We start from the raw sequence: 23,945 nt of genomic DNA on the forward strand, positions 1-23,945 counted from the left end.
CGTTTCGCAAAATACAATTATCTATTTTATGTGTCTATACTTTATAGAATAAACGGGAAGTCTATAAAGTACAAAAACATAAAATCCATTCCGGGGGAGCCTAGTCCCCCAGAATGGTTTTTTATCGTTCAATATATTAACAGATTCTGAACTATTCTTCTACAGTTTTTTTCAATAAGCCAAGAAGTACACAGCTTACGATTGAACCAACTGCAAGTGCTACAAGGTAAAGTGCCCAGTGACCAACTACAGGGAATACGAAGATTCCACCGTGTGGAGCCATAAGAGTACATCTAAATACCATTGAAAGTGCACCAGCTACACCAGAACCAACCATAAGAGATGGGATTACGTGAAGTGGATCTGCTGCTGCGTAAGGGATAGCACCCTCTGTGATGAAGCAGAAGCCCATGATGAAGTTAACTGGGCCAGCCTTTCTCTCAGCAACTGTAAACTTCTTAGGGAAGATAAGTGTTGCAAGAGCGATAGCGATTGGAGGAACCATACCACCAACCATAACTGCTGCCATGATCATCCAGCCTACTTCGTTCTGCTCTGCAAGAGCTGCTGTACCGAATACGTATGCTGCCTTGTTAAGTGGGCCACCCATATCTGTTGCCATCATAGCACCAAGGATAATTCCAAGTGGTACAAGTGATGTTGTTCCCATGCTTGAAAGAACACCAGAAATCCAAGCGTTAAGTGCACCAACGATTGGGTTAACAGCGCACATGATAACACCGATTACTGTAATACCGCAAAGTGGGTAAATAAGAACTGGCTTGATACCTTCAAGAGACTGTGGAAGCTTGTCGCAAAGCTTCTCGAGCCACTTCATGAAGTAACCAGCTGCAAAACCTGCTACTAAAGCGCCAAGGAATGCTGATGGAATGTTTCCACCTGGAGCTGCAAATGTAGCACCAGAAGCTGCAAGAGCACCACCAACGAAACCAACTGCAAGACCTGGTCTGTCTGCGATTGACTGAGCGATGAAACCAGCAAGAATTGGAAGCATGAATCCAAATGCTGCACCACCAACTGTCTTGAACCAAGCTGCTACTGGAGTGTTCATACCAAAGTTGCTTGGATCAATTGAGTAATCATCAAGTAAGAATGCGATAGCGATAAGGATACCACCACCGATAACGAATGGAAGCATGTGTGATACACCATTCATAAGGTGCTTGTAAAGCTGACGTCCGATTGACTCGTTGCTATCGTCAGATCTCTTAGAAACTGCACCTGTGTGATGATAAACAGAAGCTGTCTCAGCCTTGTCGAAAAGCTTCTCTGGTGTGTGGATAGCATCCTTTGTAGATGCAAGTACAACCTTCTTACCATCGAATACGCTCATATCTACGTTCTTATCTGCAGCGATGATAACTGCATCTGCTTCTTCAATTTCCTTTGCTGTAAGAGGATCCTTAGCTCCGCCAGAACCATCTTTTTCTACTCTAAATGCAATACCAAGCTCTTTAGCCTTCTGCTCAAGAGACTCAGCTGCCATAAATGTATGTGCAATACCTGTTGGGCATGCTGTAACTGCAACGATCTTCTTTGTGCCTGAAGCAGCCTTTGAAAGATCTGTCTTGTTTGCGTTTGCTGCGTCCTTCTCAGCTTCCTTTGCATCGATGTGTGCAAGGAACTCATCAACTGACTTTGACTCAACAAGAGTCTTGCAGAATGCAGGGTCCATAAGCATCTGCATAAGCTTTGAAAGGACCTCAAGATGTGTATCAGCGCCACCCTCTGGAGCTGCGATCATGAATAATAAATTACTTGGCTTACCATCAAGAGCCTTGTAATCAACACCTGCTGGGCATGTGATTGCAACAAGACCAGCCTTCTTAACTGCTGCTGACTTTCCGTGTGGTACTGCAATACCATTTCCAATAGCTGTTGTGCCCTTTGCCTCACGTGCAAGGATTGCCTCTTTAAATCCTGCTACATCGCTTAAGTTGCCTACTTCGTTATGAAGAGCAATAAGCTTGTCGATTGCTTCGTCCTGAGAAGCTATCGCCTCTTGAAGCTTGATCCCTCTAGGATCGATAAACTCTGAAATTTTCATATTCCCTCCTACATGTGTTTAAAAATTAATATATATTAACTGCCTTCTCCGAGTAAGCAGCTAATTACAATGTTTTATAAAGTGCATCGATATCTGCAGCCTGTGCAAGACCATCAGAGAATGCTGTTGCAGAACCTGCAGCTGTTCCCATCTTTAACGCTACATCGTAGTCCTTTGTCTTCATGTAACCTGCAACGAAACCAGCAACCATTGAATCACCAGCTCCTACTGAGTTGCGAACCTTTCCCTTAGGTACGCCGATGCGATATCTGTTTCCATTTTCATCAACAAGCATTGCGCCGTCGCCAGCCATTGAGATAAGAACGTTTCTAGCGCCCATTTCCTGAAGCTTTAATGCTCCCTCGTAAATCTCGTCGTCTGTCTTAAGCTCTTTGCCTACGATTTCGCCAAGCTCAAAGTTGTTTGGCTTGATTAAGAATGGATGATACTTTAATACGTTTGTAAGAAGATCCTTAGTAGCATCAACTACAAACTCAATTCCCTTGCCATCTAAAGCAGAGAGAATTCTTTCATATACATCATCTGGTAAAGAATTTGGAATTGATCCAGCAAGAATAAGTACGTCGCCCTCTACCAGCTTTGAAAGCTTATTGAAAAGTTCCATCTGTGCAGCTTCGTCAATCTTTGGTCCCTGAGCGTTAATCTCTGTTTCCTCTGTTGCCTTAAGCTTTACATTGATTCGTGAAATACCTTCTTTTAATTCGATGAAATCTGTGTCGATTCCTGCAGCCTTAACACCTGCGTCAATTGCATGACCTGTGAAACCTGCGATAAATCCTAATGCTGTACTCTTTAATCCAAGCTCTGAGAGAACCATTGATACGTTGATTCCCTTACCTCCGAAATAGTATTCCTCACTTGAAGAACGGTTTGTCATGCCTGGAAGTAAATCTCCATCCATACGCACAACATAATCCAATGCTGGATTGAATGTAACAGTATAAATCATTGCGTTTCCTCCTAGTTTATTCTGCACATACTTTTACTACTGTGTGATTAATATAATCTCTAGCCTGTAGCTTATCTGTGATGATGCAGCAATCACCAATCTGCGCAAATGTGACCGAATTAATCTGGTCAAATTTGGTGTGGTCCGCCAAAACGTATGACATATAAGCATGTCTGATTGCTTCTGTCTTAATCATGGCCTCGTCCACATCTGGTGTGGTAAACCCTGCATGAATTGAAATGCCATTGGTTCCCATGAAGGCTTTTGTGAAATGATATTTACGAATAAACTCGACACAATCTGGACCAACCACCGCTTCTGTTGGTGCTTTGAGCCTTCCACCAATCATTATGGTTTCTAGGCCTTTGTCCATAAGCTTCTTTGCATGAACTACACCGTTTGTAATGTACTTTGCCTTGCGATTATCTATGTAATCAATCATGGTCAGTGTTGTAGTTCCTGCATCGATGTACACAAAATCATTGTCCTGTATAAGCCCTGCTGCATATTTGCTGATGCAATCTTTTTCAGCTACATTTTTGCTAGCCTTTGCTTTTACTGCGTCTTCTTTGGTGTTTACATCCAAAGTAGAGATTGCAGTAGCACCTCCAAATACCTTCACCAGTTGCTTAGAACGATTGAGTGCATTGATGTCTCTTCGTATGGTAGCTGCTGATGTATCAAGCAAATCTACCAACTCATTTACTGAAACCGCCTTTTTTTCATTGACTATTTCAATTATTTTTGCCCTTCGTTCTTCTGTTAGCATTTTCCACCCCTTGAACAAATTCGATTGAATTTGATTGTTCTAAGGAAAATATAACACCATATTTCGGGCATTGCAATCATAAACGCTCACAAATGAGCACATGTAATCAAATTCTGTCACTATTACCATTTCAAGGTGGTATATTTTGTAACTATTTTACTAACAGAAAAAGGAAGACACTGTGATAATGCCTTCCTATATATGTTTATTTCTCCGACAACTTGTCCTCATACATGCGTTTATCTGATAATTCGTACATGCGGTCCTTATCCATAGACTCTGTATAGGCAGACACTCCAACTGAGACCTTTATCTTTATAGGCTCATTGTCTATTCGTTTAATCCTAGAAATCTTACTATTAAATTCCTGCGTGATGCTTTCAATCTCTTCCTTACACTGGAACTGGTGCAAAATTGCAAACTCGTCTCCGCCTATTCTAAAAGCGAGACTGTTGTTATAGGTTACTTCCTTTACGCATTTGCTTACAGCCTTAAGAACTAAATCGCCAAATCCGTGACCATAATGATCATTTACATGCTTAAACTTGTCCACATCGAAAATCATCAGAGCAAAATCAGTTTTATCCATATTGTATTGCTCTATATATTTATCAATAATTACTTCGAATGCTCTTCTGTTAAGCACACCTGTTAATTCATCTGTGGTAGAGAGGATTTCCAAATTAGCCTTTTCTTTTTCATTATCAGTAATGTCCATAAAGAAGCCCAGTAATCCTGCTGTTTCTCCATTGATTACTAATGGTTGTTTGCTGGCAGCAATATTTCTAAGCTCTCCTCTAACGATGCACTCACCATGGACATTTCTAATAGCCTTTCCTTCATTTATTACAGAAAGTTCATCCTGCTTAAATGGTTCTGGATTAATATGCCATCCCATATCTTCATCGTTTTTGCCCTTGATGCTATCCACTGATTTTAGGCCATAGTAATCCAGGAACATCTTATTTGCTCCTAAGAATCTACGGTCTTTATCCTTCCAGAAGACACCTACCGGCACCTGGTCCAGGATATTTGCATATGTATAATCCTTCACCATTTCAGGATTTACTTCAATTTCATCTATCTTTTTATGATTGATAAAGTCACTCATATAATGAGACATTGCAGTAGTAGCCTCTGATACACAGCTCAAAAGTGCCTCCCTACCATATATATCAACAATTCTTGTGGTGACAGATTTCCACACATAATCACCACTTGAATCCAGAATTCTAAACAATCCGATTTTGACTCCACCCGGTTCATATAGAAGTCTTGCTTTTGCAGTCTTCAAGTCCATAAGCTTATAGAAGTATTCTCTATCCTCTTCTAATACTCTTTTTTCTCCCAACTCCTTTATCATTTCATTTGCTTTTAAATTCATGTTACGCACATGCACGCTTCCACTAGAAAGATAAACATTCTCATAATAAATCCCATCTAATCCAAATACATCAATGCACTCATAAAATGAGAAAATATAATTGCTTACCATCTTTGTTTTTTGTTCGTAACTTTCATTCAGATAACTTGCCAATGCTCTGATTGAAACTAAATATGCATCTGTATCAGTATCAATATCATATGCAATGTGACGGGCTCTCATATTAACAATCTGGCCATTTTCCACGAACTCTATGCTCTCTGCCTCACCAGATTCCTTTGCTCGTAAACACATTTTCCAAAAATCATCTCTTTGTACCCAAGTCCGTCCATTATCGTTATTTATCATGTCCTGAGCTACCTGCATATCCTCATCGCCATGAATCTTTATAGCTTTTTCGTATCCCTCATTTGCATATGCAAAACGCCATCTATTATTGCGCACTAATCCCATGGCAAGAGGGAGGTCATTTTCTGTAACATTGTTCGGAGTACCTTCCAATGGATTCTGGCGAAGAAAGTCCGTCTTTCCAACCATGTCCAGGAATTTTCTGTAATCAAGATTCTCGTAATTATGGCCAGACCTCTCCATTTCCTCCATGCTCTCTTCAAGTGGCAAAGGCCTTCCGATATAGTATCCCTGCAACAACTCGCAGCCTAAACGCTTCAAGAAATCATATTGCTCTTTTGTTTCTACGCCCTCTGTCAATGTATGAATACCCACATTTTTAAGCATAGAAACCGCGTGCTTTAATACAATCTTTCCATTATCAGATGTATCAAAATTCTGGAGGAATTCCATATCAATTTTTGCCAAATCAAACTGAAAATCCTTCAGCAAATTCAAGGATGAATATCCACTTCCAAAGTCATCCATCCAGACAATATAGCCATTTGTTCTTAATCTGGATATTTGTTCCTGAATGAATCTAGGATTATCTATCATGACACTTTCAGTCACTTCAAGTCTGATTATTTCTTTTTCTGTGTCATATTTTTCAATCAAACTATCCACATAAGTCAAAATATCCAGGGTTTCAAAATCTATTCTTGAAAGATTGACTGAAACCGGAACAGCTGCTTTTATACCTGCTTTTTTCATTTCTGAAAAAGTTTTTACAACCTGCTCAATTACATAACAATCAATCCTGTGAATCATTCTGTATTCTTCCAAAACAGGTATAAATTCATCAGGATAATAAACTCCCTTCGGAGTAATCCAACGAACCAAAGCTTCCCAACCACAAATATTTCCCGTTAGGCTTCTAACAATTGGCTGATAGTAGACTTTAATATATCCCTTTTCCAATGCCTCATCCAGGGAATCAATTATCTTTTGCTTTCTATGTACCGTTCCGCCTAGCTCATCATCATAGAATCTATAATCGATATCATATTTTTTCTTTATGCTAACGCAAGCCATTCTTGCTCGGTCCACGCATCTTGAAACATCTATGTTGTCATCTTCTAATATGTAAACACCAGCTTTTAGCTCAATATTTATTTTTCTTTGTAGTGCCTTTACACGTTTTCTTGTTTCAACTATTGAAGGCACTATCTGTATACTATTTGTACAAACTACAAAATGGTCCCCAGAGAATCTGGCTACAAGCTGATTTTTGAAAATATCTTTTAAAATATTACCTATACTAATTAAAAGCTCATCACCTTTTTCGTAACCGTAGTTTGCGTTGTAGAGCTTAAAATTTTCCATATCAAAGAAGACAAACCCGTATTCCACTTGTTTGTCTCTTGTGTTGATAAGCTCCTGCCCCCACTCTATAAAAGCGTGTTTATCCAGAAGGCCTGTCAATTCGTCTCGATTGTCCTTTAAAAACTCACTCTTCCCCATTACTTAGCCCTTTTCTTCTCCGATAATACATTCTATCACTCATTTGTGAATAAATTTTATACATTCCATGTATTATAAAATAAGGGCCACCTTTCCTGATAAAATCAAGAAAGATGGCCCTCATGATGGCTAACAAGTTTATTTATGCAATTGCTTTTCCATCTGCCTTAGCAGCTGCTCCCTGAGCGATTGGAATAAAAATCATAGCAATGATGTAGCAAAGTACATACATAGGAATGAAAGTTCCGATAAACGCAAACAAGAATGCTGGCGCTGGAGCTCCTGCAAAGAGCTGTACATTTACAAAATTCATTGCAAGTCCAATGATTGCAACAAAGATAAGTACAACTGGAACATTTCCTAGGAATCTTCCTGGAACGCTCTCAGGATCTACTTTAAATAATCCAGGGAACTTCATTGCAATAAGTGGAATAGGGAATAGCGCATTTACGATACACGCTAATATGAATCCTAGCAGTATATTAATTGGAAGTGCTGGAGTAGCTAAATTTGCAGCATTTCCTGAAAAAATCATTCCACCAATTGACATAGCTGTTGCCAATGGAATATTCATTACTAAGTTAAATACAATAAAGAACTTTAAACTTGGTTTTCCCATTTTGTTACCCTCCCAATAATTCAATTAGACTGCCTTCGATGGTGAAGGAGTTGGCTCACATACTGATGTGAAGTGCTCTTTACGAGCCTTAAACTCAGGATCCTTGAAGAGGTTCATAAGACGTCCCTCGTTCTCAAAGATATCATCGCCGTGAAGCTTCTTTCCTGAGATTGTGTCATGAGCCTTGTGCTCATCTTCTGGAGCAAACTTGAACTTGAATGCACCGTCTACAACCTCAAGTGTTCCCTCAAGACCGCAAAGCTCACATACACAGTGAGTTGTGCCTGGGAAGATGTAGAAGTTGTTACCATTGCAGTGAGGACATGCACCTGGCTCGCCCATCCACTTAGCATTGTCAACATCCTTTGCAGCTTCAACAAGGTTGCGTCCGATCTGTCTCATACGCTCAACCTTCTCATCCTGCATGATTACATCCTTTGACCATGAGAAGAACTCATTGTTTACTACAGTCCAAGCTGGGCTCATAGCAAGCATAGCGTGATCTGTCTCAACACGGCATGCCCAGTCAGATCCACCGATACCTACGAAAGAAATTGCCTTCTTCTTTAAGTACTTAGGATCAAGACCTTCCTTACCTTGCTCCTTGAGCTTTCCATCAAGCATGTACATCATTCCGATGTCATGTCCAGGGCCCATACGGTCACATAATACGTGGAATAATCCAGATCCACCTGACTCATAAATAGGGTCAACTACAAGAACGCCATCTGCCTCAGCCATCTTATCGAAAAGCTTTGCAAAATCGTCCTTCTGAGAGCAAACCATGCCCTTACCCATTACTAAACTTCTAGAGCAAGCAACACAGCCTGTACAGTACTTGATGTCCCAATCAAATACGTGGATAAACTCGATTTCTGCCCCCATTTCTTTTGCTGCTTCAAGAGCAACACGGCACATTGTATCGTTGTTGCCGTTTCTTGTTCCGCATGAAAGTCCTAAAATTTTCATACCATAAACCTCCTAAATAGTTATTAGTTCCTTTTATAAAATTGTTCCGCTGAACATTTTTATCTAGTTATTTGCCATACGCTAATTTAGTTACTGGCTTCTCTATAACAAGACTTGTAATAAGGCCTACAATATGAAGAATAGGATAGGTTGAAAACCAAACTGCTATAAGCGAATCCCCAACTCCAACATTAATAATGGCCATACAGAAGCTTACTATGGTCACGTATATTGCATTTACGATGAAATTCCTTGCCAACATTTCAAGGAAGGTACCAAGTTTCTGGTTGCAAACTTTTTCTGCAAACCAGCTTCCAATCATCCCCATCGGAAGAATAACTGCTGCAACTGTGTTGATTGTAAAAGCACAGCAGCATCCTCTTACCCATCCGGCCAAAGAATCTCCGCCTGCTAGTATGGTTGCTGTAGTATTGATAGAAAGCGCCATACATACATTGATGATTACATTCCATCTGAAAAAGCGAATTTTATCATCCATTTTTATTTTCCTTTCGCAGGTCTTTTAATTAATAAAGTACAGATTGTTGCAAGAACTACTGCACCAATCATAATCATGAAAATGCTAAGATATGTGCCTTGCATGTCATAAATCATACCTGCAAGAGTCCCTCCGAATGATGCCAATAGCAAATTCAAATTTATAATCGAAAAGTTAACTGGATAATTCTTAACACCGTAAAAATCCATTATGTATGCAGAGTTTGTAGGTGTTACACCTCCGTATGAAAGACCGAAGAATATAAATCCAATTACAACAAGTGGCAAACTAACTGAGTTGATTGCTACGATGTTGATAAGAACTGAAACCAAGAAAAGTCCGCAGTTTAAAAGCATTGTTTTCTTCTGTCCCAGCTTGTCATACAAGCCACCAAAGATAACTCGTCCTATTCCGTTGAATACGGAAATAAGTCCTACAATTGTTGCGATAGAGCCTGCTGCAAGTGCAGGGGCTGTCTCTGTAACAATTCCACTTGCCTGCGCGATTAAAGCTAATGCTGCTGCACTAAGCAATATCGCATATACGAAGTAAAGCCAGAAGCTTACCTTCGACACCATTTCTATTGTGGTGAAATCCTCTGAAGTGTTCTTCTTAGTTTCTTTATCCTCTACTGCATATACTTTCTGCTCTTCAGCAGTAGGTTTTCTAACGATAAATGCGCCTATAAAAATTACCGCAAATACGATAATTCCAAGAGCCTTAAACTCAGCTCTCCATCCGAAAGAGCTTAAAAGAGCTGCGTAGACTTTTCCTATAATGAAAGCACCTATTCCAAATCCCATAAGAAGGATTCCAGAGATAAGTCCCTTTTTGTCTGGGAACCATTTTGTAACACTTCCCATTACAGCGTTATAAGAAAAACCTGCACCAAGGCCAGCTAACACTCCAAAACCTAAATAAAGCATTCCAATAGAAGAAATCATGCCGACTAACTCAAATCCGATTAAGAAAAGCACTGCAGATGCAATGAAGATGTATCTTGTCTTTACCTTGTCTGCCACAAGTCCTGCAACAAGACCTCCTATACAAAAGAAGCTCATTGCAAGTGTGAAGGTAAGGGAAAGAGCTCCCTTACTCCAAGATGTAAACTCTGCAGCGATTGGACTTGAAAGTACACTCCATGCGTAGATTAGTCCTGCAAACAGAAGCACAATTACTCCTGCGATTGCATAAATCCATCTATTTGTTTTATTCATTTATAAACTCCAAATTTCCAATAAGATTATTCGTAAATTCTTGCCTTTTCCTGGCCTCTCATAACACGAAGAGTGCCTTCAGCAAGAGCCTTCATTTCGTTTTCACCTGGAATTACTTCGATAGGTCCAACGAAACCAACGTGCTTTTTGATTGAGTCTACGAACATATCTGAATAAGCAAGACCGCCTGTAAGTACGATGTAGTCAACCTTTCCGTCAACTGATGGAGCGATACGTGCAATTGTCTTTGCTGTATTGAGGGCCATTGCTTCGAAAAGAAGAGCTGCCTCTTCGTTTCCGTCAACAACCATCTGCTCAACTTCGCGCATGTCTGCTGTTCCAAGGTAAGAAGCGATACCACCCTTACGCTGGAGCTTCTTCATCATCTCTTCCTTTGTGTACTCGCCGCTGTAGCACAAATCTACAAGTGCGTATGTAGGAAGTCCGCCGGCACGCTCTGGTGCAAATGTTCCGATTTCATCGTTGAAGAAATCAACAATCTGACCATTAGAATGAAGGTTTACTGTGATACCTCCACCAAGGTGAGCTACGATGATGTTTACCTTGTTATAATCAATCCCCTTATCTGCACAAAGCTTGAGGGCTGCTGCTCTTGTATTTAAGTTGTGTCCCTTGGCTGGAACTCTGACGCCCTTAAGTCCTGTGATTTTGTTTACCTCTGTCATCTCGTCAACTGTGATAGCATCGTAGATGTAAGCCTTTACGCCGATTTCCTGTGCAAGGCTATATGCAATACCTGCGCCAAGATTTGAAGCATGCTGATCAACTGGGTGGAAACGTAATGTATCAACCATCTTCTCATTTACTTCATAGGCACCAGTCTTTACTGGAGGAAGTGCTCCACCACGACCTACGATTGCTCCAAGAGAATCAAGCTTATCGCCATGCTTTGCAAGGCATGCCATGATTAGTTCTTTTCTCATATCAAGCTGATCATAGATTGTTGGGTAGTTCTTTAAGTCATCCATCGAGTGAGCAATACTTTCAACCCACTGCTGTTCATCAGCTTGATAAACAGCAATTTTTGTTGAAGTAGAACCTGGATTGATGACAAGAATTTTTTCATTTGCCATGTTTTTCTCCTTATTTAACAGCTGCTGCAGAAACAACTATTGAAAGATATTTCTCCTCAGCCGATGAACCTCTTGAAACCATAACGATTGGGCACTTTGCACCTACGATAAATCCGGCCATCTTTGCACCACAGCTTATTGCATACATCTTTCCCATGATGTTTCCAGCATGAATGTTTGGAGCAACAAGTACATCTGGGTCGCCAGCGATTCTAGACTCAAGTCCCTTGAAATCAGCAAGGTCTTTTCTCATAACGCAGTCGTACTGGATAGGTCCTTCTACGATACAATTTGTAATCTCGCCTCTTTCATTCATTGCCTGGAGCTCTGCTGCATCAACAGACTCTGGCATCTTTGGATTAACCTTCTCAACACATGCAAGAACACCAACCTTTGGGCAGTCATATCCCATAGCTACAAGTGTGTCCACTGTGTTCTGGATAATCTCTTTCTTCTGCTGAAGGTCTGGATATGTAACCATACCGCCATCAACTGGAAGAATTACTTTGTGATAAGTTGGAACTTCAAACATTGTGAAGTGAGACATAAGTCTTCCCTGTCCAAGTCCGTATTCCTTATTAACAACTTCCTTAAGGATAATTTTTGTATCAACCTTACCCTTCATAAGGAAATCTGCCTTGCCTGAGCTAACAAGCTTTACAGCTGTTTCGCAGGCCTTCTGTAAATCATCAGCAGGAACATCGATGATATTCTCCTCAGGAATCTCTTCCTTAAGCTCTGCTAAGATTTCTGTAATGATTGCCTTCTCGCCAACAAGAATTGGCTCAACAATGCCTTCGCGTCTAGCGTGAACAACTGCCTCAAGTGTGTGATCATCGTTTGCACATGCAACTGCCATAATCTTTCTTGAAGGGTTGCCCTTTACCTTTGCGATAAGCTCATCAAAATTATGAAATACCATATGCTTTGCCTTTCAATATAATTAGTTCTTTCCGTTCTTAACCTTGAACTCACGTCCAATTTCAAGACCTTTATCAAATGCTGCCTTGTTGAGAGGTAAAAGCTTTGGCTTGCTTGAAAGCTTGTGCTCTACTGTGCCCCAAACGATTTCTGGAGCGATAACCTCTGTATAACCTACGTAAACACCAAGCATGATTACGTTAAGAACCTTTGCATTACCCATCTCAAGAGCAAGCTCTGTTACAGGTGCCTCTACGATTTCAACATCTGTTCTTTCAATCTTGTCCTTTACGATTGAGCTGTTGATGAAAAGGCGTCCGCCCGGCTTAAGAGTTCCGATGAACTTGTTTAATGAAGGACCATTCATAACGATAAGATCGTCCATTGTGTCACCAAGTGGTGCACCGATCATTTCATCTGAAATAACTACGTAGCAGTTTGCTGTACCACCACGCTGCTCTGCGCCGTATGAAGGGAAGAATGTTACATTCTTATCTGTAGAATCACATGTTGCAGAAGCAAGGAATTTTCCGAGGGTCATAACGCCCTGTCCGCCGAATCCGGCTACACATAAATTTGTTTCCATTATTTCTCCTCCATTCCTTTGTCTCTGATGACACCAAGTGGGTATTCCTTAAGCATGTTCTCCTCAAGGAAATCAAGTGCCTTAAGTGAATCAAGTCCCCAGTTTGTTGGGCAGCTTGTAACGATTTCAACAAGTGAGAAGCCCTTGCCTTCCATCTGATACTGGAATGCCTTCTTAATGGCCTTCTTTGTCTTTAATACATTTGCTGGAGTGTTGCAGCTTGTTCTCTCAAGATAGTAAGGAGCTGTAAGCTGGTTAAGTGTCTCACAAACGTGCATTGGATAACCATGCTCTTCAGCGATACGTCCCTTAGGAGCAGTTGATGCCTTCATTCCGAAAAGTGTAGTAGGAGCAAGCTGACCACCTGTCATACCATAAATTCCGTTGTTAACGAAGATAACTGTGAAGTTCTCGCCACGGTTTGCTGCAGACATTGTCTCTGCAAGACCGATTGATGCAAGGTCACCATCACCCTGATATGTATAGTAAATAGTATCTGGATTTGCTCTCTTCATACCTGTTGCAACAGCACATGCTCTACCGTGTGGAGCTGTGATGTTGTCGTATGCCATGTAGTCCATCTGAAGACCACAGCAACCAATACCAAGAACAGCTGCTGTCTTATCAACGATACCGAGCTCATCGATAACTTCTCCGATTAACTTCATAACTGAAGAATGCATACATCCTGGACAAAATCCTGAAACCTTGTCCTCCTGAATTGTTTTTGTTCTGCTATATAATAATTCTGCCATGTTAAGCCTCCTGTCCTGCTATTTTCATTACAGCCTCAAGCACGGCCTCTCTTGACATTACGTTACCACCAGAGCATAAGCACTTCTCAACTGGGCAACGACGTCTAACAACTGCTTCAACATCTGTTGCATACTGAGCTGGGATTGACATCTCAACATCAAGAATTGCCTTTACCTTTGAGTAATCTAACTTCTCAAATGCTTCTGTTGGGAATGGGTTAAGTGTGATAGGACGAATAAGTCCAACCTTGATTCCCTGCTTTCTGAGAATGTCTACAGAAGACTTAGCAATACGTCCTGAAATACCATAAGCTGTAAGGATGATTTCAGCATCCTCAACCATGTATTCCTCAACCATTACGTCATTCTTCTTCCATGACTCATAAAGTGCTGCAGCCTCTTCGTTACATTTCTGCATAACAGTTGTCTGCCACTGACCTGGCTGGATCCAAGCACGATTTGCATAATCAAGCTCATGTCCTACGCAAGCCCACTTCTTCTTTGACTCTCTGATTTCAGCAACCTTTTCCTCAGACATCATCTCTGGAAGCTCAACTGGCTCCATCATTGTTGCGATAACACCATCAGCAAGGATGTGAACTGGGTTTCTATCTCTATCAGCAAGCTCGAAAGCCTTAACTGTAAGATCTACAGCTTCCTGTACTGTTGAAGGAGCAAGTACCATCATCTGGAAACCACCGTTACCAGCTGCCTTTGTAGCCTCAAAGTAATCCATCTGTGCTGGCTGGATTGAACCTACTCCAGGGCCCCCTCTTGCGAAGTTTGTATACACAATTGGAATACGAGCTGATGCACAATATGAGATACCCTCACTCTTAAGTGCGATTCCTGGTGATGATGAAGATGTCATTGCTCTGACACCTGCTGATGCTGCACCGTAAACCATATTGATTGATGCAACTTCAGACTCACCCTGTATAAATGTTCCACCAACTTCTGGAAGTCTTCTTGAGAAATACTCTGGGACTTCGTTCTGAGGTGTGATAGGATAACCTGCGAAAAAACGGCAACCGGCACGTACTGCTGCTTCAGCTACAGCCTCGCTGCCCTTCATAAATGTTCTAGCCATTTTTTAATCCTCCTTATAAATCTCAATTGCCCCATCTGGACAAATGCGACCGCATGTGAGACAACCTATACAGTCATCTTGTCTTGCAGCCACTACATATTCATAGCCTTTTGCATTTACTTCTGTTCCAACTTCTAGAACATTCTTTGGACAGAATTTCATGCAATAACCACAGCTTTTGCAACGTTCGGCAACTACATTAACTTTAAACTTTGCCATTATTAGACCTCCTTTATCTAATATCTATCCATAAACTTAGTCCCTAAGCCATTCATAGGTTAGGAACAAGTGTATAGGCATAATCTTTTCTTTTTGGAGCTTGTTTTTAACGGATTCGTATAATCCTTCATGAACCACATTCATCTCTATTTCTCTGTATTCAGAAATGATTTCATTCATTTTGTTTGCGCCATCAACAACCTCATCAATAGTTGTTGTCAGGCCTGCATTTGGATTATCCACAAAGTGAATATCCTCAAGTGTTAAATGGGAAACTGCGAGAATTTCCGAAAGGAATCGATCAATGTGATCAATGTCCTGGCAGAATGGTCTGTAGTAATTTAGTACATACATGACACATAAGGATTTTTTGTCCACACCAAGCATGAATCCTCCTATGGATCTGGCGCCGATATCATCACCGCCTACATCCATAACAACAATGCTTTCCGGATCTGCTAAAAGCTCTCTGACTCCTCCTACTACTGTTGGAGCATCAAAGAATTGTTCTTCATAGTGGATATTTACTTCAGAGAGCTTCCCGCTGTTTAGCAAATCCCTGGATCTAAATAGAGGTTTTGTCATGTCCATATCAATCAGATGGACATGCTTATCAATATTTTTAGCAAGGTATTCAGCAAGATTAAGAGCTATCTCGCTCTTTCCGCATCCCGCCTCTCCAATGAGAATGAAATTTGTTTTGTTCATTGCTAATGCATTTTTGATTAGTTGCATTTTTCTACCTCGCTAAAACCTATAAGTGAATTTATCTAAGTGTGATATAGCCCTTGTACTGTCTTAAGTTGTCAGATGTACATCTGTCACCAAGGAATACTGAAGCTATATTGTGCTGTGGCTTTAAGAATGGGAACTCATCCTGCTGTGCCCAAGCTGGCTTTGTAAGATGTGTCTTTGCAAGGTTTACACAAAGCTCATGCCATTCTTCTGGTCCTTCAAACCAAACCTCAACAACTCTATCGAACTGTGCTTCTGGAGCACCGTAGTTTACGATTACCTTGCTACTTACTACTCTGTTTACTCGAACAGATCCTGTAAGGAATGGAACCACTTCTTCATGGAACCATCTTTCTCCTTCTTCCTTACCGCACTCCTCTGGATACTTGATAAGGAACTGCCAACGGAAGTTTGGTCCATCTTCCATTGTTCTATCTTTTCCCTTGAAATCTTCCTCCCAGTTGATTGGAACGAATGAGAAAATAAATGGTGGGAAATCTCCGCCACCTGCTGCGCGACCTGCGTCGCCAGACTCTGAATTATCGTGTACTGTTGCGCTTTCTACATCAGGAATACATCCCTGCCAGCGAAGTACATCCATTGGCATATATTCACAGAAGATGTTGTTTGCCATCTCTGGAAGATGCTCATTTACTAACCAGTAATGCTCTGTAAGCTGCATCTCTCTTGCACCAAATCTTTTTCCTTCTGGTGGTGTTGGGTATGCCTGGTAGAACGCATACTTTGTTACATATGGGGAAAACTTGCTGATGCTTTCTGGCACATGATGATAGTAGAGCCAGTGCTCAAGCTTAGGTCTGTATTCTTCCTTTGCTAACCCCACATAGATTAAGCTTCTCATTAAGTTAAACTCGTAAGCCATAACAATCCTCCTTCTACATCGGTTAGACAATACTAACCAACTGGACTTCTCTTTTAGGCACATTTATTGTGCATATTTAACTATTTGTGATAATAACACCGCAGATTCTTGATAAAAAATATCAATATTGTTGGACATTGATAACAAAATTGATATAAGTCTGTTAAATTTTTAACCCATATAATGAAAGAAAATTTTTATCCAGATTTGGATCTAAGTGAGAAAATTTTTTCAATAACAAAATTGATATTATTGATGACCACTTTTTAATATTGGACTTAGCCAAAATTTGAGACCTATAATTAAGGCAATCACTTATAAGGAGGTTTTTATGAGCGAAAAGTTTTATGCTAAAAGCCCAGGAAACGAAGGCTATATAAAGAATATGGAAGTTGTCGCATATCACGATGCTGACAATCATTACTTATTCCAGTCACAGTTATATAAAACAGCTGACGGCAAGTATTATCTTTACGGCGGCTGCTTCTACGGATATGGTGTTGAAATTATCGATGTAACAGACCCTGCAAATCCTCGTCATGTACAGTACATGCCTGTTATGGATCCAGAGGTTTACCCTTACATGTCTACACCAAAGGTTCAGATTGCAGATGATCTCATGATTGTTTCAAATGGTAACTGTCTTGAGTTCCTTCATGGACCTGCTCCAGAGAAGTACACTCCAGCTCCAGGCGGAGTACATATCTTCTCTCTTAAGGAAGACCCAGAGCATCCAAAGAAGCTTTCATTCTGGTCAACAGGTGATGAAGGCAACCCAGGTGCTGGTGTTCATCGTTTCACATATAACGGTGGCAAGTATTTACATCTTTCTGCTACTGCAGTTGGATTTAAGGATTTCATCTACAGAATCGTAGATATTTCAGACCCAACAAATCCACATGAGGTTGGACGTTGGTGGAATCCTGGTCAGTTCTATGGAAATCAGACCAAGAAGACTAGAGAAAAAGAATGGAATGGATGGCAGGGCTACAATACATACCCTGGTTTCGTACATTTCCCATATGTTGATGGCGATACAGCTTATCTTAGCTGCGCTGGTGCCGGATTCAAGATTCTTGATGTTTCAAATCCAGAATGGCCACAGGTAATCGGTGAAGCAAAAATGACTCCACCTTTCGCTACAAAGTTTGGCGGTGCACTTTGCCACACATTCATGCCAATCCATGGCACAAAATATGCTATTGGTATGCAGGAAGGTGAGCGTCAGTGGACTTATAACAAAAATGATTTTGATAAGTTCGGCGTACAGGCTATGTGCGGTATTGAGATGTTTGATATCTCTGATCCTGAGGATCCAGTACTTATTTCAGTACTTCCTTATCCTGAGGTTCCAGAGGACTTCCCATATAAAAACTTTAATGATTTAGGATACGGTTATCCTACATCCTTTGGTCCACACAACCTTCATGAGCCAATGACTGGTAAGCCTTGGCTTGAGGATAGAAGTGACAGAGCTTATGACTGTTATTTCCATGCAGGACTTCGTGTATACGATATCTCTGATCCATACGTACCAAAGGAAATTGCTTACTTCATCCCACCAAACCCAGAGAAGCTTTGCTTCGATGTAAAGATGCCTAACAAGCCTCTTGGCACAGCTGAGGATTTGGTTGTTGATGATAGAGGATATATCTACATGAATGCTATGCATGATGGCGTTTATATCCTTAAATGTTTAGTATAGGTTATTTCTACTAATTTTAAATTCTCCATATATTAATAACAGTTGCCCACGTGACAGCTGTTATTTTTTTGCTATAATAGGGGGCATGAATGATAAACAGATAGAATGTTTTTTACAAACAGCAAAACATTTAAGCTTTACAAAAGCTGCCCAAAATTTATATCTTCCTCAGCCAGCAGTCAGCAGATATATTTCTGCCTTGGAAGAAGAGCTTGGTGTGAATCTTTTCATCAGAGAAAACAGCAGACACATTTCTCTGTCCGATGAAGGCACACTTTATTTCAATTTCTTCCAGCGCTATTTTGCTGAGTTACACAACATCCGCAAGATGCTTGCCAACACCACCAACCATATCCGCCTGGGATACAACATCGGTTGGAACGTTTCAAGCTTTCTTCCAAAGGTTGTTAATGAATGCCGTAGTGAGGATCCAGACTTCATGATTTCATTTGAATGTCTTGGCTTTAGAGACCTTCTCCAGGCCCTTGAGGACAAGCATTTAGATGCAATTATTACTTCATCGGATTATGTTGAGGGAAGAGCTGATTTGGTTAGATACAAGTTCACAAGCATACCTCGTATCGTTGTATACTCTGAGCTTTTACCAGATTTTGACAAAATAAAAACAGCTGCCGATTTCGCATCATATACTTTCTATATGATTGACGATCCACGTGTCGGCGAGCTGTGTCAGGACATTGAATTATTATTTAGACCTTATGGTTTTGTTCCAAGATTCACTGCAGTGCCAAACATCAATACTGTGTTTGCCTCTGTAGAAAATGGACTTGGAGTGGCGGTGCTGGACGGTTGGTACCAGGGAATCCACCACCCGGGAATCCATTATTTTAATCTTAACGATCATCTTCCAATCTCAATCGCTTGGAAGCGCAATACTATTTCGTCTTCAATTGATATGCTCTACAAAAAGATTAACGAGCATTTCAAATCTATCGACTAAAGACCGCAATCCTTTGCCAGTTGTTCAAAGGCTGGCAAAGAGCGTTCTATCATTTTGTAATCCACACAATATGCAATACGTACATATCCAGGACAACCAAATGTCTTTGTAGAAACCAGGATAATATGGTTTTTCTTTGCTGCCTTTACAAACTCTTCCTCATTTTCATATGGGGACTTAACAAGCAGATAAAATGCTCCCTGTGGCTTAACAACTTCAAAGCCAAGATCAGTAAGCTTGCTATATAAAAGCTTTCTATTCTTGTCGTAGAATTCCAAATCTACGTCTACATCAAGGCATCTTGATACTACAAGCTGGAATAGAGATGGGGCGTTAATATATCCCAGGCATCTATTGGCTACAACCATAGCGCCAATCATTTCCTCGTAGTAATCCATTCTCTTAGAAAGAGCCATGTAGCCAATTCGCTCTCCTGGAAGGGAAAGAGTCTTGCTGAATGAATACATGTAAATGCTGTTTTTGATGATAGAAGGAATGTAAGGCACCTCATCTCCATCGTAAACAAGCTCTCTGTATGGCTCATCTGCAATGACATAAATTGGATGGCCTACTCTCTTTTCAGCCTTCTCCAAAAGCTCTGCAAGCTTCTGAAGAGTAGATGCTGGGTAAACCTTTCCTGATGGATTATTTGGATTGTTTACAATGATGCACTTTGTCTTCTCGTTGATAAGAGCGTCAAGCTCATCCAAATTCAAATCGAAATCGTCAAGCTTTGCTGGCACTACCTTTAGAATACCGCCATAGTTTGCCACATAGCTTCTATATTCACCAAAATAAGGAGCGAATGCAATTACTTCATCCTCGTACCCTAAAAGCGCTCTAAACACGCAATTCATGGCCCCTGCCGCACCTACCGTCATAACGATATCTTCTGGTCCATAGCCCATATCAAACTTTTTATTCAAGCTGTTTGCAACATTTGATCTAACCTCATCAAATCCTGCATTCTTCATATATCCATGAACATATGCATCAGGATTCTCTGCTAAAATATCCTTAATTGCCTGTGTAACCTTTGCAGGTACTGGCGCTGCAGGATTGCCCAAGCTGAAATCATACACATTCTCTGCACCAACCTCAGCTGCAAGCTGTAACCCCTCTTCAAATAATTTTCTGATTGTAGAACTGCCTGCTACAAGCGCTTCCATGTTCTTCGAAATAACCATTCTTCTCACCCTCTCTGTCGCTTTAAATCGTTAAATTACTTTGTATTATATGCCTCTTTTCAACCAATGTCCATGCAAAAAAAATAAGAGACTAAACAAATGTTAGTCTCTCATTTTTATCTATACTCATTCATTCCTTTAATTCATGCTACCACGAGAAATTGTGAGGATGTCATGGAGGATTTCTTTGGTGCTTTCCATATCTGCTTCACAATCCTGGTTGAGAGTGATGCTGGATTCTGAAGATGCAGCAACTTCCTGTGATGTTGCAGATAGGTTGCTGATAGCATCCATTACCTTACTGTTGGCATCTACACAGCCATCTACATTGTCAGAGATTGTAGCTACGCGGCGAGCAAGATCTGTGATTTTCTCAAGGATGATTTCGAATTTCTCTCCAGTTTCTGCAATCATTTCACCCTGCTGATTTGCTGATTCCACACTCTTTTGCATGTTTGTAGATGCTGTATTTACACGCTGAATTAACTCGTCAATTGTTGATGAAATCTGCTCTGCAGATTCTTTGGTATGCTCTGAAAGGGCACGGATTTCATCAGCTACTACTGCAAATCCTTTACCAGCTTCACCTGCTCTGGCAGCCTCAATCGAAGCGTTGAGAGCCAAAAGGTTTGTCTGGCCAGATATATCAAGAATTGTACCAACGATATCTTTTACAGTTACGGCTGATTCCTGAAGCTCGCTTGTCATTGTGGCAGTCTCTGCATTGATTGTAGATGCCTCGTCTGATTTAGCACGAAGCTCTTCAATAAGTGCATTACCATCGCTGATGTTCTCTGATACTTCATCTGAGTTCTTTCTCATCGCTCTAGCCTGATGAGCAATCTCTTCAAGGGAATCTGTAATGTTTGAATTCATTTCAGTTTGAGTCTGGATAGCCTCTGCTGTAAGGTTTACAGACTCACTAATCTGCTGCGCAGCCTCTGCACTGGAGCTAACCTTTGACGCCAATGCCTCCATTGCATCGTTTGCATCCTCAAGCTTCTTAGCAATAGTAATACCTGTATTTTTAATAACCTCAGAACTTTCTTCTTGAAGTCTTACATTCTCTTCGATTTCATCCATTGTTTCTTTATTCTGAAGTGAATTAAGGCGTACATAGAAGATGCCCATAAGAGAAAGTAAAACCATAAATATGCTATCAGTCATAACTGCAAAATGTCTGTCTGCTACCTCAACTGAGAACATGTAAAACAATGGAATATACAATAGATTAATAACAGCTGTAATTATAGATGTAGCTATTGTCAATTTAACATCGTTAAATAAAAGGGAAAGAATAATAAATGCTGGTCCAAATGCCCACATGTATGTGACATGAACACATCCTGCCATCAATACAGCGTATCCAATGAGCATTGAGCCTATCATCAAATATCTGCCTCTTGTTCTGCGGCTGTATCGGAGGTATGCATAAATTGAGAATATGAACACAATTATCTGCAGTATAGACATAGTCGTAGTATTTATAAATGAAAATCCCACTCGCTGAGCGCTATATAGGATTGTAGCTGCTAATTCGAATACCTGGATAATACATGCCAACTTGAATCCAAGCTTATTACTTTCGTATATATGTCTTTCTTTTAAATCCATAAAAAGTCCTCCTATCCCTTATAATTAAGAGAATATATTCATTTCCATTTATTTTCAACAAGGTTCACAGATTGTTACGCTTTTTTCATATAAATGTTCATCATTAGCTATTTATAACAATAAAAAATACCTTCTTGAAATATCATTCCAAGAAGGTATTATAGCTCAAATTTATTATTCTGTTACAACGTTTTCATCAACATCAGATGTATTTTCTTTATTGAATTCACCTGCTGCTAATCTCTTTTCATAACGTGTGTAAATAATCCATGCAGCTAATCCAAAGATTACAGGACCACTTAATGACCAGAATGTTGTCTTCCAATCGCCATCAAGAGCTGGCTGAACAATTGCAAATGCATTTGCAAAGAACAATGTAAGTGTTACAACATAGCCCCAGATATTTGCAGACTTCTGTGTCTTGAATACTTCGAAGCTTCTGTCGATGTTCTTCATCTTCTTAAACTTAGGGAATGCAAATGAAATAAACATGTATGGTACTGTCATACCAACGTTTACCATAGCTGTAAGGATAACGAAGAACTGCTGCATTGTATCTCCACCAAATGAAACTAAAAGAACCATGATGCAAACAATTGCACACTGAATCCACATAGCGTTCTTTGGCATACCATCCTCTGCGATTTCACCCATCTTACCTGGCCAAAGCTCCTTTGGAGTTCCGTCGATAATCTGCTTAAGTGGTGAATAAACAAGTGTAAACATAGCACCCATAAGTGCAAGAAGCATAATAAGTGCATATACTCTAGCGAATCCGTGAGCAAGAGCTACCTGTGTAGCAGCTGAAGCGCCAAAAGCCTTACCAAATGCTGCTGCAAAGTTTGACATGATTACATATGAAACATTTCCAAGTGTAATGTTGTCTGAGCCAAGGATCTCGCTGTAGTTTGTAAATGAACCTACAAGCATGATAAGAAGAGCATAACCAACTACGATTACCATAGCTGCTGTAACGATTCCCTTAGGGAAGTTCTTCTTAGGGTTCTCTGTCTTATCAACAAGACCACCAACTGCTTCGATTCCGCCGTAAGCGAAAAGTGCATATACAATAAATGATAAAATCATGATTGGGCTGCCCTGGTATGCTGCATTAAGAGGGACCATCAATGACTCTGTGCCAAGGAATGGCTGCTCAAGCTGACCATGACGAGCGATAATCATAACGATTGAACCAACTACTACCATGATGTTGATTACAAGAACTGCTGTACCACCGATTGATGTAACCTTGCTAATCTTATCAATACCCTTTGAATCAAAGTATGTGATAAAGATAAAGAAGATGATTGCCATGATACCAAGAAGTCTTGAGCCAGAAAGGATTTCTGAACCAAAGAATGACCAGCTTGATGTGCAATCTTCACCAAAAATAAGGTTTGATACAGGTACCCAGATACCTGATGAAACATTTACCATCCAAAGTACATATGATGTGTACCACATGAATGTTCCGATGAATGCATACTTAGGACCTACTGACTTGCACATCCAAGAATACATACCACCTGTCTCATCCTTAAATGCAGAACCAAACTCTGCTACCATAAATGCAAATGGTATAAAGAATAAAATACCAGCAATTACAAACCAAGGAATTGCTGCATATCCCATCAAATAATATGAACGTGGGATATTGTTGAATCCGTATACTGATGTAAAGATCATCAGTATGAGGGCCATGAGCCCTAATTTCTTTTCTTCTTTCATTACTACTTCCTTTATAAAATATATTCTGTATTTAATTTTCTTATACACGCAGCGTCCTCGATTATACCATGATTCTCAATGTTTTTAGGGCTCTTAAACACAGAAAATACAATGCATTAGC

21 protein-coding genes are annotated in these 23,945 nt (G+C 40.3%); 2 read left to right on the forward strand and 19 right to left on the reverse strand.

Translation table 11 applies throughout. From position 1 onward, the window contains the following. Positions 1 to 151 precede the first annotated feature (151 nt). The 16 genes from BMY66_RS08405 to BMY66_RS08480 form a co-directional block, all read right to left on the reverse strand. The gene (locus tag BMY66_RS08405) at positions 152 to 2,068 is read right to left on the reverse strand and encodes a PTS fructose transporter subunit IIABC (protein ID WP_090394838.1); all 1,917 of its coding nucleotides are present in this window, start codon (positions 2,066 to 2,068) and stop codon (positions 152 to 154) included. Between the two features lie 64 nt (positions 2,069 to 2,132). Beyond that, positions 2,133 to 3,038, reverse strand: coding sequence for a 1-phosphofructokinase (gene pfkB, locus BMY66_RS08410; protein WP_033152758.1), 906 nt, complete (start codon positions 3,036 to 3,038; stop codon positions 2,133 to 2,135). A gap of 16 nt (positions 3,039 to 3,054) precedes the next feature. Then, positions 3,055 to 3,807: a DeoR/GlpR family DNA-binding transcription regulator gene (locus BMY66_RS08415; protein WP_074791441.1), complete on the reverse strand. Its 753-nt coding sequence runs from the start codon at positions 3,805 to 3,807 to the stop codon at positions 3,055 to 3,057. Between the two features lie 205 nt (positions 3,808 to 4,012). Next, positions 4,013 to 7,042 carry an EAL domain-containing protein gene (locus tag BMY66_RS08420; RefSeq protein WP_090394839.1) on the reverse strand — a complete coding sequence of 1,010 codons (3,030 nt, stop codon included), beginning with the start codon at positions 7,040 to 7,042 and terminating at the stop codon, positions 4,013 to 4,015. A gap of 142 nt (positions 7,043 to 7,184) precedes the next feature. After that, positions 7,185 to 7,661 (reverse strand): hypothetical protein, encoded by a 477-nt coding sequence (locus BMY66_RS08425; protein ID WP_044936473.1) that lies wholly within the window; start codon positions 7,659 to 7,661, stop codon positions 7,185 to 7,187. Between the two features lie 24 nt (positions 7,662 to 7,685). Beyond that, positions 7,686 to 8,630, reverse strand: a complete 945-nt coding sequence (locus BMY66_RS08430; protein ID WP_044936475.1) for a flavodoxin family protein — start codon at positions 8,628 to 8,630, stop codon at positions 7,686 to 7,688. 67 nt (positions 8,631 to 8,697) lie between these two features. Further along, positions 8,698 to 9,129 carry a hypothetical protein gene (locus BMY66_RS08435; protein WP_090394840.1) on the reverse strand — a complete coding sequence of 144 codons (432 nt, stop codon included), beginning with the start codon at positions 9,127 to 9,129 and terminating at the stop codon, positions 8,698 to 8,700. A 2-nt stretch (positions 9,130 to 9,131) separates the two neighbouring features. Next, entirely contained in the window at positions 9,132 to 10,346 is a 1,215-nt protein-coding gene (locus tag BMY66_RS08440; protein ID WP_090394841.1) for an MFS transporter, read from the reverse strand. Positions 10,347 to 10,372: 26 nt separating this feature from the next. Next, positions 10,373 to 11,440 carry a butyrate kinase gene (buk, locus tag BMY66_RS08445; protein WP_044936478.1) on the reverse strand — a complete coding sequence of 356 codons (1,068 nt, stop codon included), beginning with the start codon at positions 11,438 to 11,440 and terminating at the stop codon, positions 10,373 to 10,375. Between the two features lie 10 nt (positions 11,441 to 11,450). Further along, positions 11,451 to 12,362, reverse strand: coding sequence for a phosphate acyltransferase (locus tag BMY66_RS08450; protein ID WP_074791449.1), 912 nt, complete (start codon positions 12,360 to 12,362; stop codon positions 11,451 to 11,453). Between the two features lie 21 nt (positions 12,363 to 12,383). Then, positions 12,384 to 12,947, reverse strand: coding sequence for a 2-oxoacid:acceptor oxidoreductase family protein (locus BMY66_RS08455; protein ID WP_033152747.1), 564 nt, complete (start codon positions 12,945 to 12,947; stop codon positions 12,384 to 12,386). Continuing rightward, positions 12,947 to 13,702 carry a thiamine pyrophosphate-dependent enzyme gene (locus BMY66_RS08460; protein ID WP_044936482.1) on the reverse strand — a complete coding sequence of 252 codons (756 nt, stop codon included), beginning with the start codon at positions 13,700 to 13,702 and terminating at the stop codon, positions 12,947 to 12,949. The genes BMY66_RS08455 and BMY66_RS08460 overlap by 1 nt, the downstream gene beginning before the upstream one ends. Position 13,703: 1 nt before the next feature. Next, positions 13,704 to 14,792 carry a 3-methyl-2-oxobutanoate dehydrogenase subunit VorB gene (vorB, locus tag BMY66_RS08465; RefSeq protein ID WP_044936484.1) on the reverse strand — a complete coding sequence of 363 codons (1,089 nt, stop codon included), beginning with the start codon at positions 14,790 to 14,792 and terminating at the stop codon, positions 13,704 to 13,706. Positions 14,793 to 14,795: 3 nt separating this feature from the next. Then, positions 14,796 to 15,011 (reverse strand): 4Fe-4S dicluster domain-containing protein, encoded by a 216-nt coding sequence (locus tag BMY66_RS08470; protein WP_074791453.1) that lies wholly within the window; start codon positions 15,009 to 15,011, stop codon positions 14,796 to 14,798. Between the two features lie 36 nt (positions 15,012 to 15,047). Beyond that, positions 15,048 to 15,746, reverse strand: a complete 699-nt coding sequence (locus tag BMY66_RS08475) for a nucleotide-binding protein (protein ID WP_090394842.1) — start codon at positions 15,744 to 15,746, stop codon at positions 15,048 to 15,050. A 31-nt stretch (positions 15,747 to 15,777) separates the two neighbouring features. Continuing rightward, positions 15,778 to 16,629, reverse strand: a complete 852-nt coding sequence (locus BMY66_RS08480; RefSeq protein WP_044936487.1) for a hypothetical protein — start codon at positions 16,627 to 16,629, stop codon at positions 15,778 to 15,780. A 331-nt stretch (positions 16,630 to 16,960) separates the two neighbouring features. On the opposite strand from BMY66_RS08480, the gene BMY66_RS08485 reads away from it, so the two are divergent. Beyond that, a complete protein-coding gene (locus BMY66_RS08485) occupies positions 16,961 to 18,334 on the forward strand; it encodes an LVIVD repeat-containing protein (protein ID WP_044936489.1) in 1,374 nt (457 codons plus the stop codon). 85 nt (positions 18,335 to 18,419) lie between these two features. Continuing rightward, a complete protein-coding gene (locus BMY66_RS08490; protein ID WP_044936490.1) occupies positions 18,420 to 19,295 on the forward strand; it encodes a LysR family transcriptional regulator in 876 nt (291 codons plus the stop codon). Here the strand turns inward: BMY66_RS08490 and BMY66_RS08495 are convergent. The 3 genes from BMY66_RS08495 to yjeM form a co-directional block, all read right to left on the reverse strand. Beyond that, the gene (locus BMY66_RS08495) at positions 19,292 to 20,482 is read right to left on the reverse strand and encodes a pyridoxal phosphate-dependent aminotransferase (RefSeq protein WP_090394843.1); all 1,191 of its coding nucleotides are present in this window, start codon (positions 20,480 to 20,482) and stop codon (positions 19,292 to 19,294) included. The genes BMY66_RS08490 and BMY66_RS08495 overlap by 4 nt on opposite strands. A 138-nt stretch (positions 20,483 to 20,620) precedes the next feature. Then, positions 20,621 to 22,096 carry a methyl-accepting chemotaxis protein gene (locus BMY66_RS08500; protein WP_090394844.1) on the reverse strand — a complete coding sequence of 492 codons (1,476 nt, stop codon included), beginning with the start codon at positions 22,094 to 22,096 and terminating at the stop codon, positions 20,621 to 20,623. A 174-nt stretch (positions 22,097 to 22,270) separates the two neighbouring features. Continuing rightward, the gene (yjeM, locus tag BMY66_RS08505; RefSeq protein ID WP_090394845.1) at positions 22,271 to 23,824 is read right to left on the reverse strand and encodes a glutamate/gamma-aminobutyrate family transporter YjeM; all 1,554 of its coding nucleotides are present in this window, start codon (positions 23,822 to 23,824) and stop codon (positions 22,271 to 22,273) included. Between the last annotated feature and the right edge of the window lie 121 nt (positions 23,825 to 23,945).

It is taken from the genome of Pseudobutyrivibrio sp. C4 (genome assembly GCF_900111635.1).
GTDB classification, from domain to species: domain Bacteria; phylum Bacillota; class Clostridia; order Lachnospirales; family Lachnospiraceae; genus Pseudobutyrivibrio; species Pseudobutyrivibrio ruminis.

Bases quoted from the DNA above. Each gene is read 5' to 3' on its own strand.
- BMY66_RS08405 (WP_090394838.1), bottom strand. From the start codon at position 2,068: ATGAAAATTTCAGAGTTTATCGATCCTAGAGGGATCAAGCTTCAAGAG.
- pfkB (WP_033152758.1), bottom strand. From the start codon at position 3,038: ATGATTTATACTGTTACATTCAATCCAGCATTGGATTATGTTGTGCGT.
- BMY66_RS08415 (WP_074791441.1), bottom strand. From the start codon at position 3,807: ATGCTAACAGAAGAACGAAGGGCAAAAATAATTGAAATAGTCAATGAA.
- BMY66_RS08420 (WP_090394839.1), bottom strand. From the start codon at position 7,042: ATGGGGAAGAGTGAGTTTTTAAAGGACAATCGAGACGAATTGACAGGC.
- BMY66_RS08425 (WP_044936473.1), bottom strand. From the start codon at position 7,661: ATGGGAAAACCAAGTTTAAAGTTCTTTATTGTATTTAACTTAGTAATG.
- BMY66_RS08430 (WP_044936475.1), bottom strand. From the start codon at position 8,630: ATGAAAATTTTAGGACTTTCATGCGGAACAAGAAACGGCAACAACGAT.
- BMY66_RS08435 (WP_090394840.1), bottom strand. From the start codon at position 9,129: ATGGATGATAAAATTCGCTTTTTCAGATGGAATGTAATCATCAATGTA.
- BMY66_RS08440 (WP_090394841.1), bottom strand. From the start codon at position 10,346: ATGAATAAAACAAATAGATGGATTTATGCAATCGCAGGAGTAATTGTG.
- buk (WP_044936478.1), bottom strand. From the start codon at position 11,440: ATGGCAAATGAAAAAATTCTTGTCATCAATCCAGGTTCTACTTCAACA.
- BMY66_RS08450 (WP_074791449.1), bottom strand. From the start codon at position 12,362: ATGGTATTTCATAATTTTGATGAGCTTATCGCAAAGGTAAAGGGCAAC.
- BMY66_RS08455 (WP_033152747.1), bottom strand. From the start codon at position 12,947: ATGGAAACAAATTTATGTGTAGCCGGATTCGGCGGACAGGGCGTTATG.
- BMY66_RS08460 (WP_044936482.1), bottom strand. From the start codon at position 13,702: ATGGCAGAATTATTATATAGCAGAACAAAAACAATTCAGGAGGACAAG.
- vorB (WP_044936484.1), bottom strand. From the start codon at position 14,792: ATGGCTAGAACATTTATGAAGGGCAGCGAGGCTGTAGCTGAAGCAGCA.
- BMY66_RS08470 (WP_074791453.1), bottom strand. From the start codon at position 15,011: ATGGCAAAGTTTAAAGTTAATGTAGTTGCCGAACGTTGCAAAAGCTGT.
- BMY66_RS08475 (WP_090394842.1), bottom strand. From the start codon at position 15,746: ATGCAACTAATCAAAAATGCATTAGCAATGAACAAAACAAATTTCATT.
- BMY66_RS08480 (WP_044936487.1), bottom strand. From the start codon at position 16,629: ATGGCTTACGAGTTTAACTTAATGAGAAGCTTAATCTATGTGGGGTTA.
- BMY66_RS08485 (WP_044936489.1), top strand. From the start codon at position 16,961: ATGAGCGAAAAGTTTTATGCTAAAAGCCCAGGAAACGAAGGCTATATA.
- BMY66_RS08490 (WP_044936490.1), top strand. From the start codon at position 18,420: ATGAATGATAAACAGATAGAATGTTTTTTACAAACAGCAAAACATTTA.
- BMY66_RS08495 (WP_090394843.1), bottom strand. From the start codon at position 20,482: ATGGTTATTTCGAAGAACATGGAAGCGCTTGTAGCAGGCAGTTCTACA.
- BMY66_RS08500 (WP_090394844.1), bottom strand. From the start codon at position 22,096: ATGGATTTAAAAGAAAGACATATATACGAAAGTAATAAGCTTGGATTC.
- yjeM (WP_090394845.1), bottom strand. From the start codon at position 23,824: ATGAAAGAAGAAAAGAAATTAGGGCTCATGGCCCTCATACTGATGATC.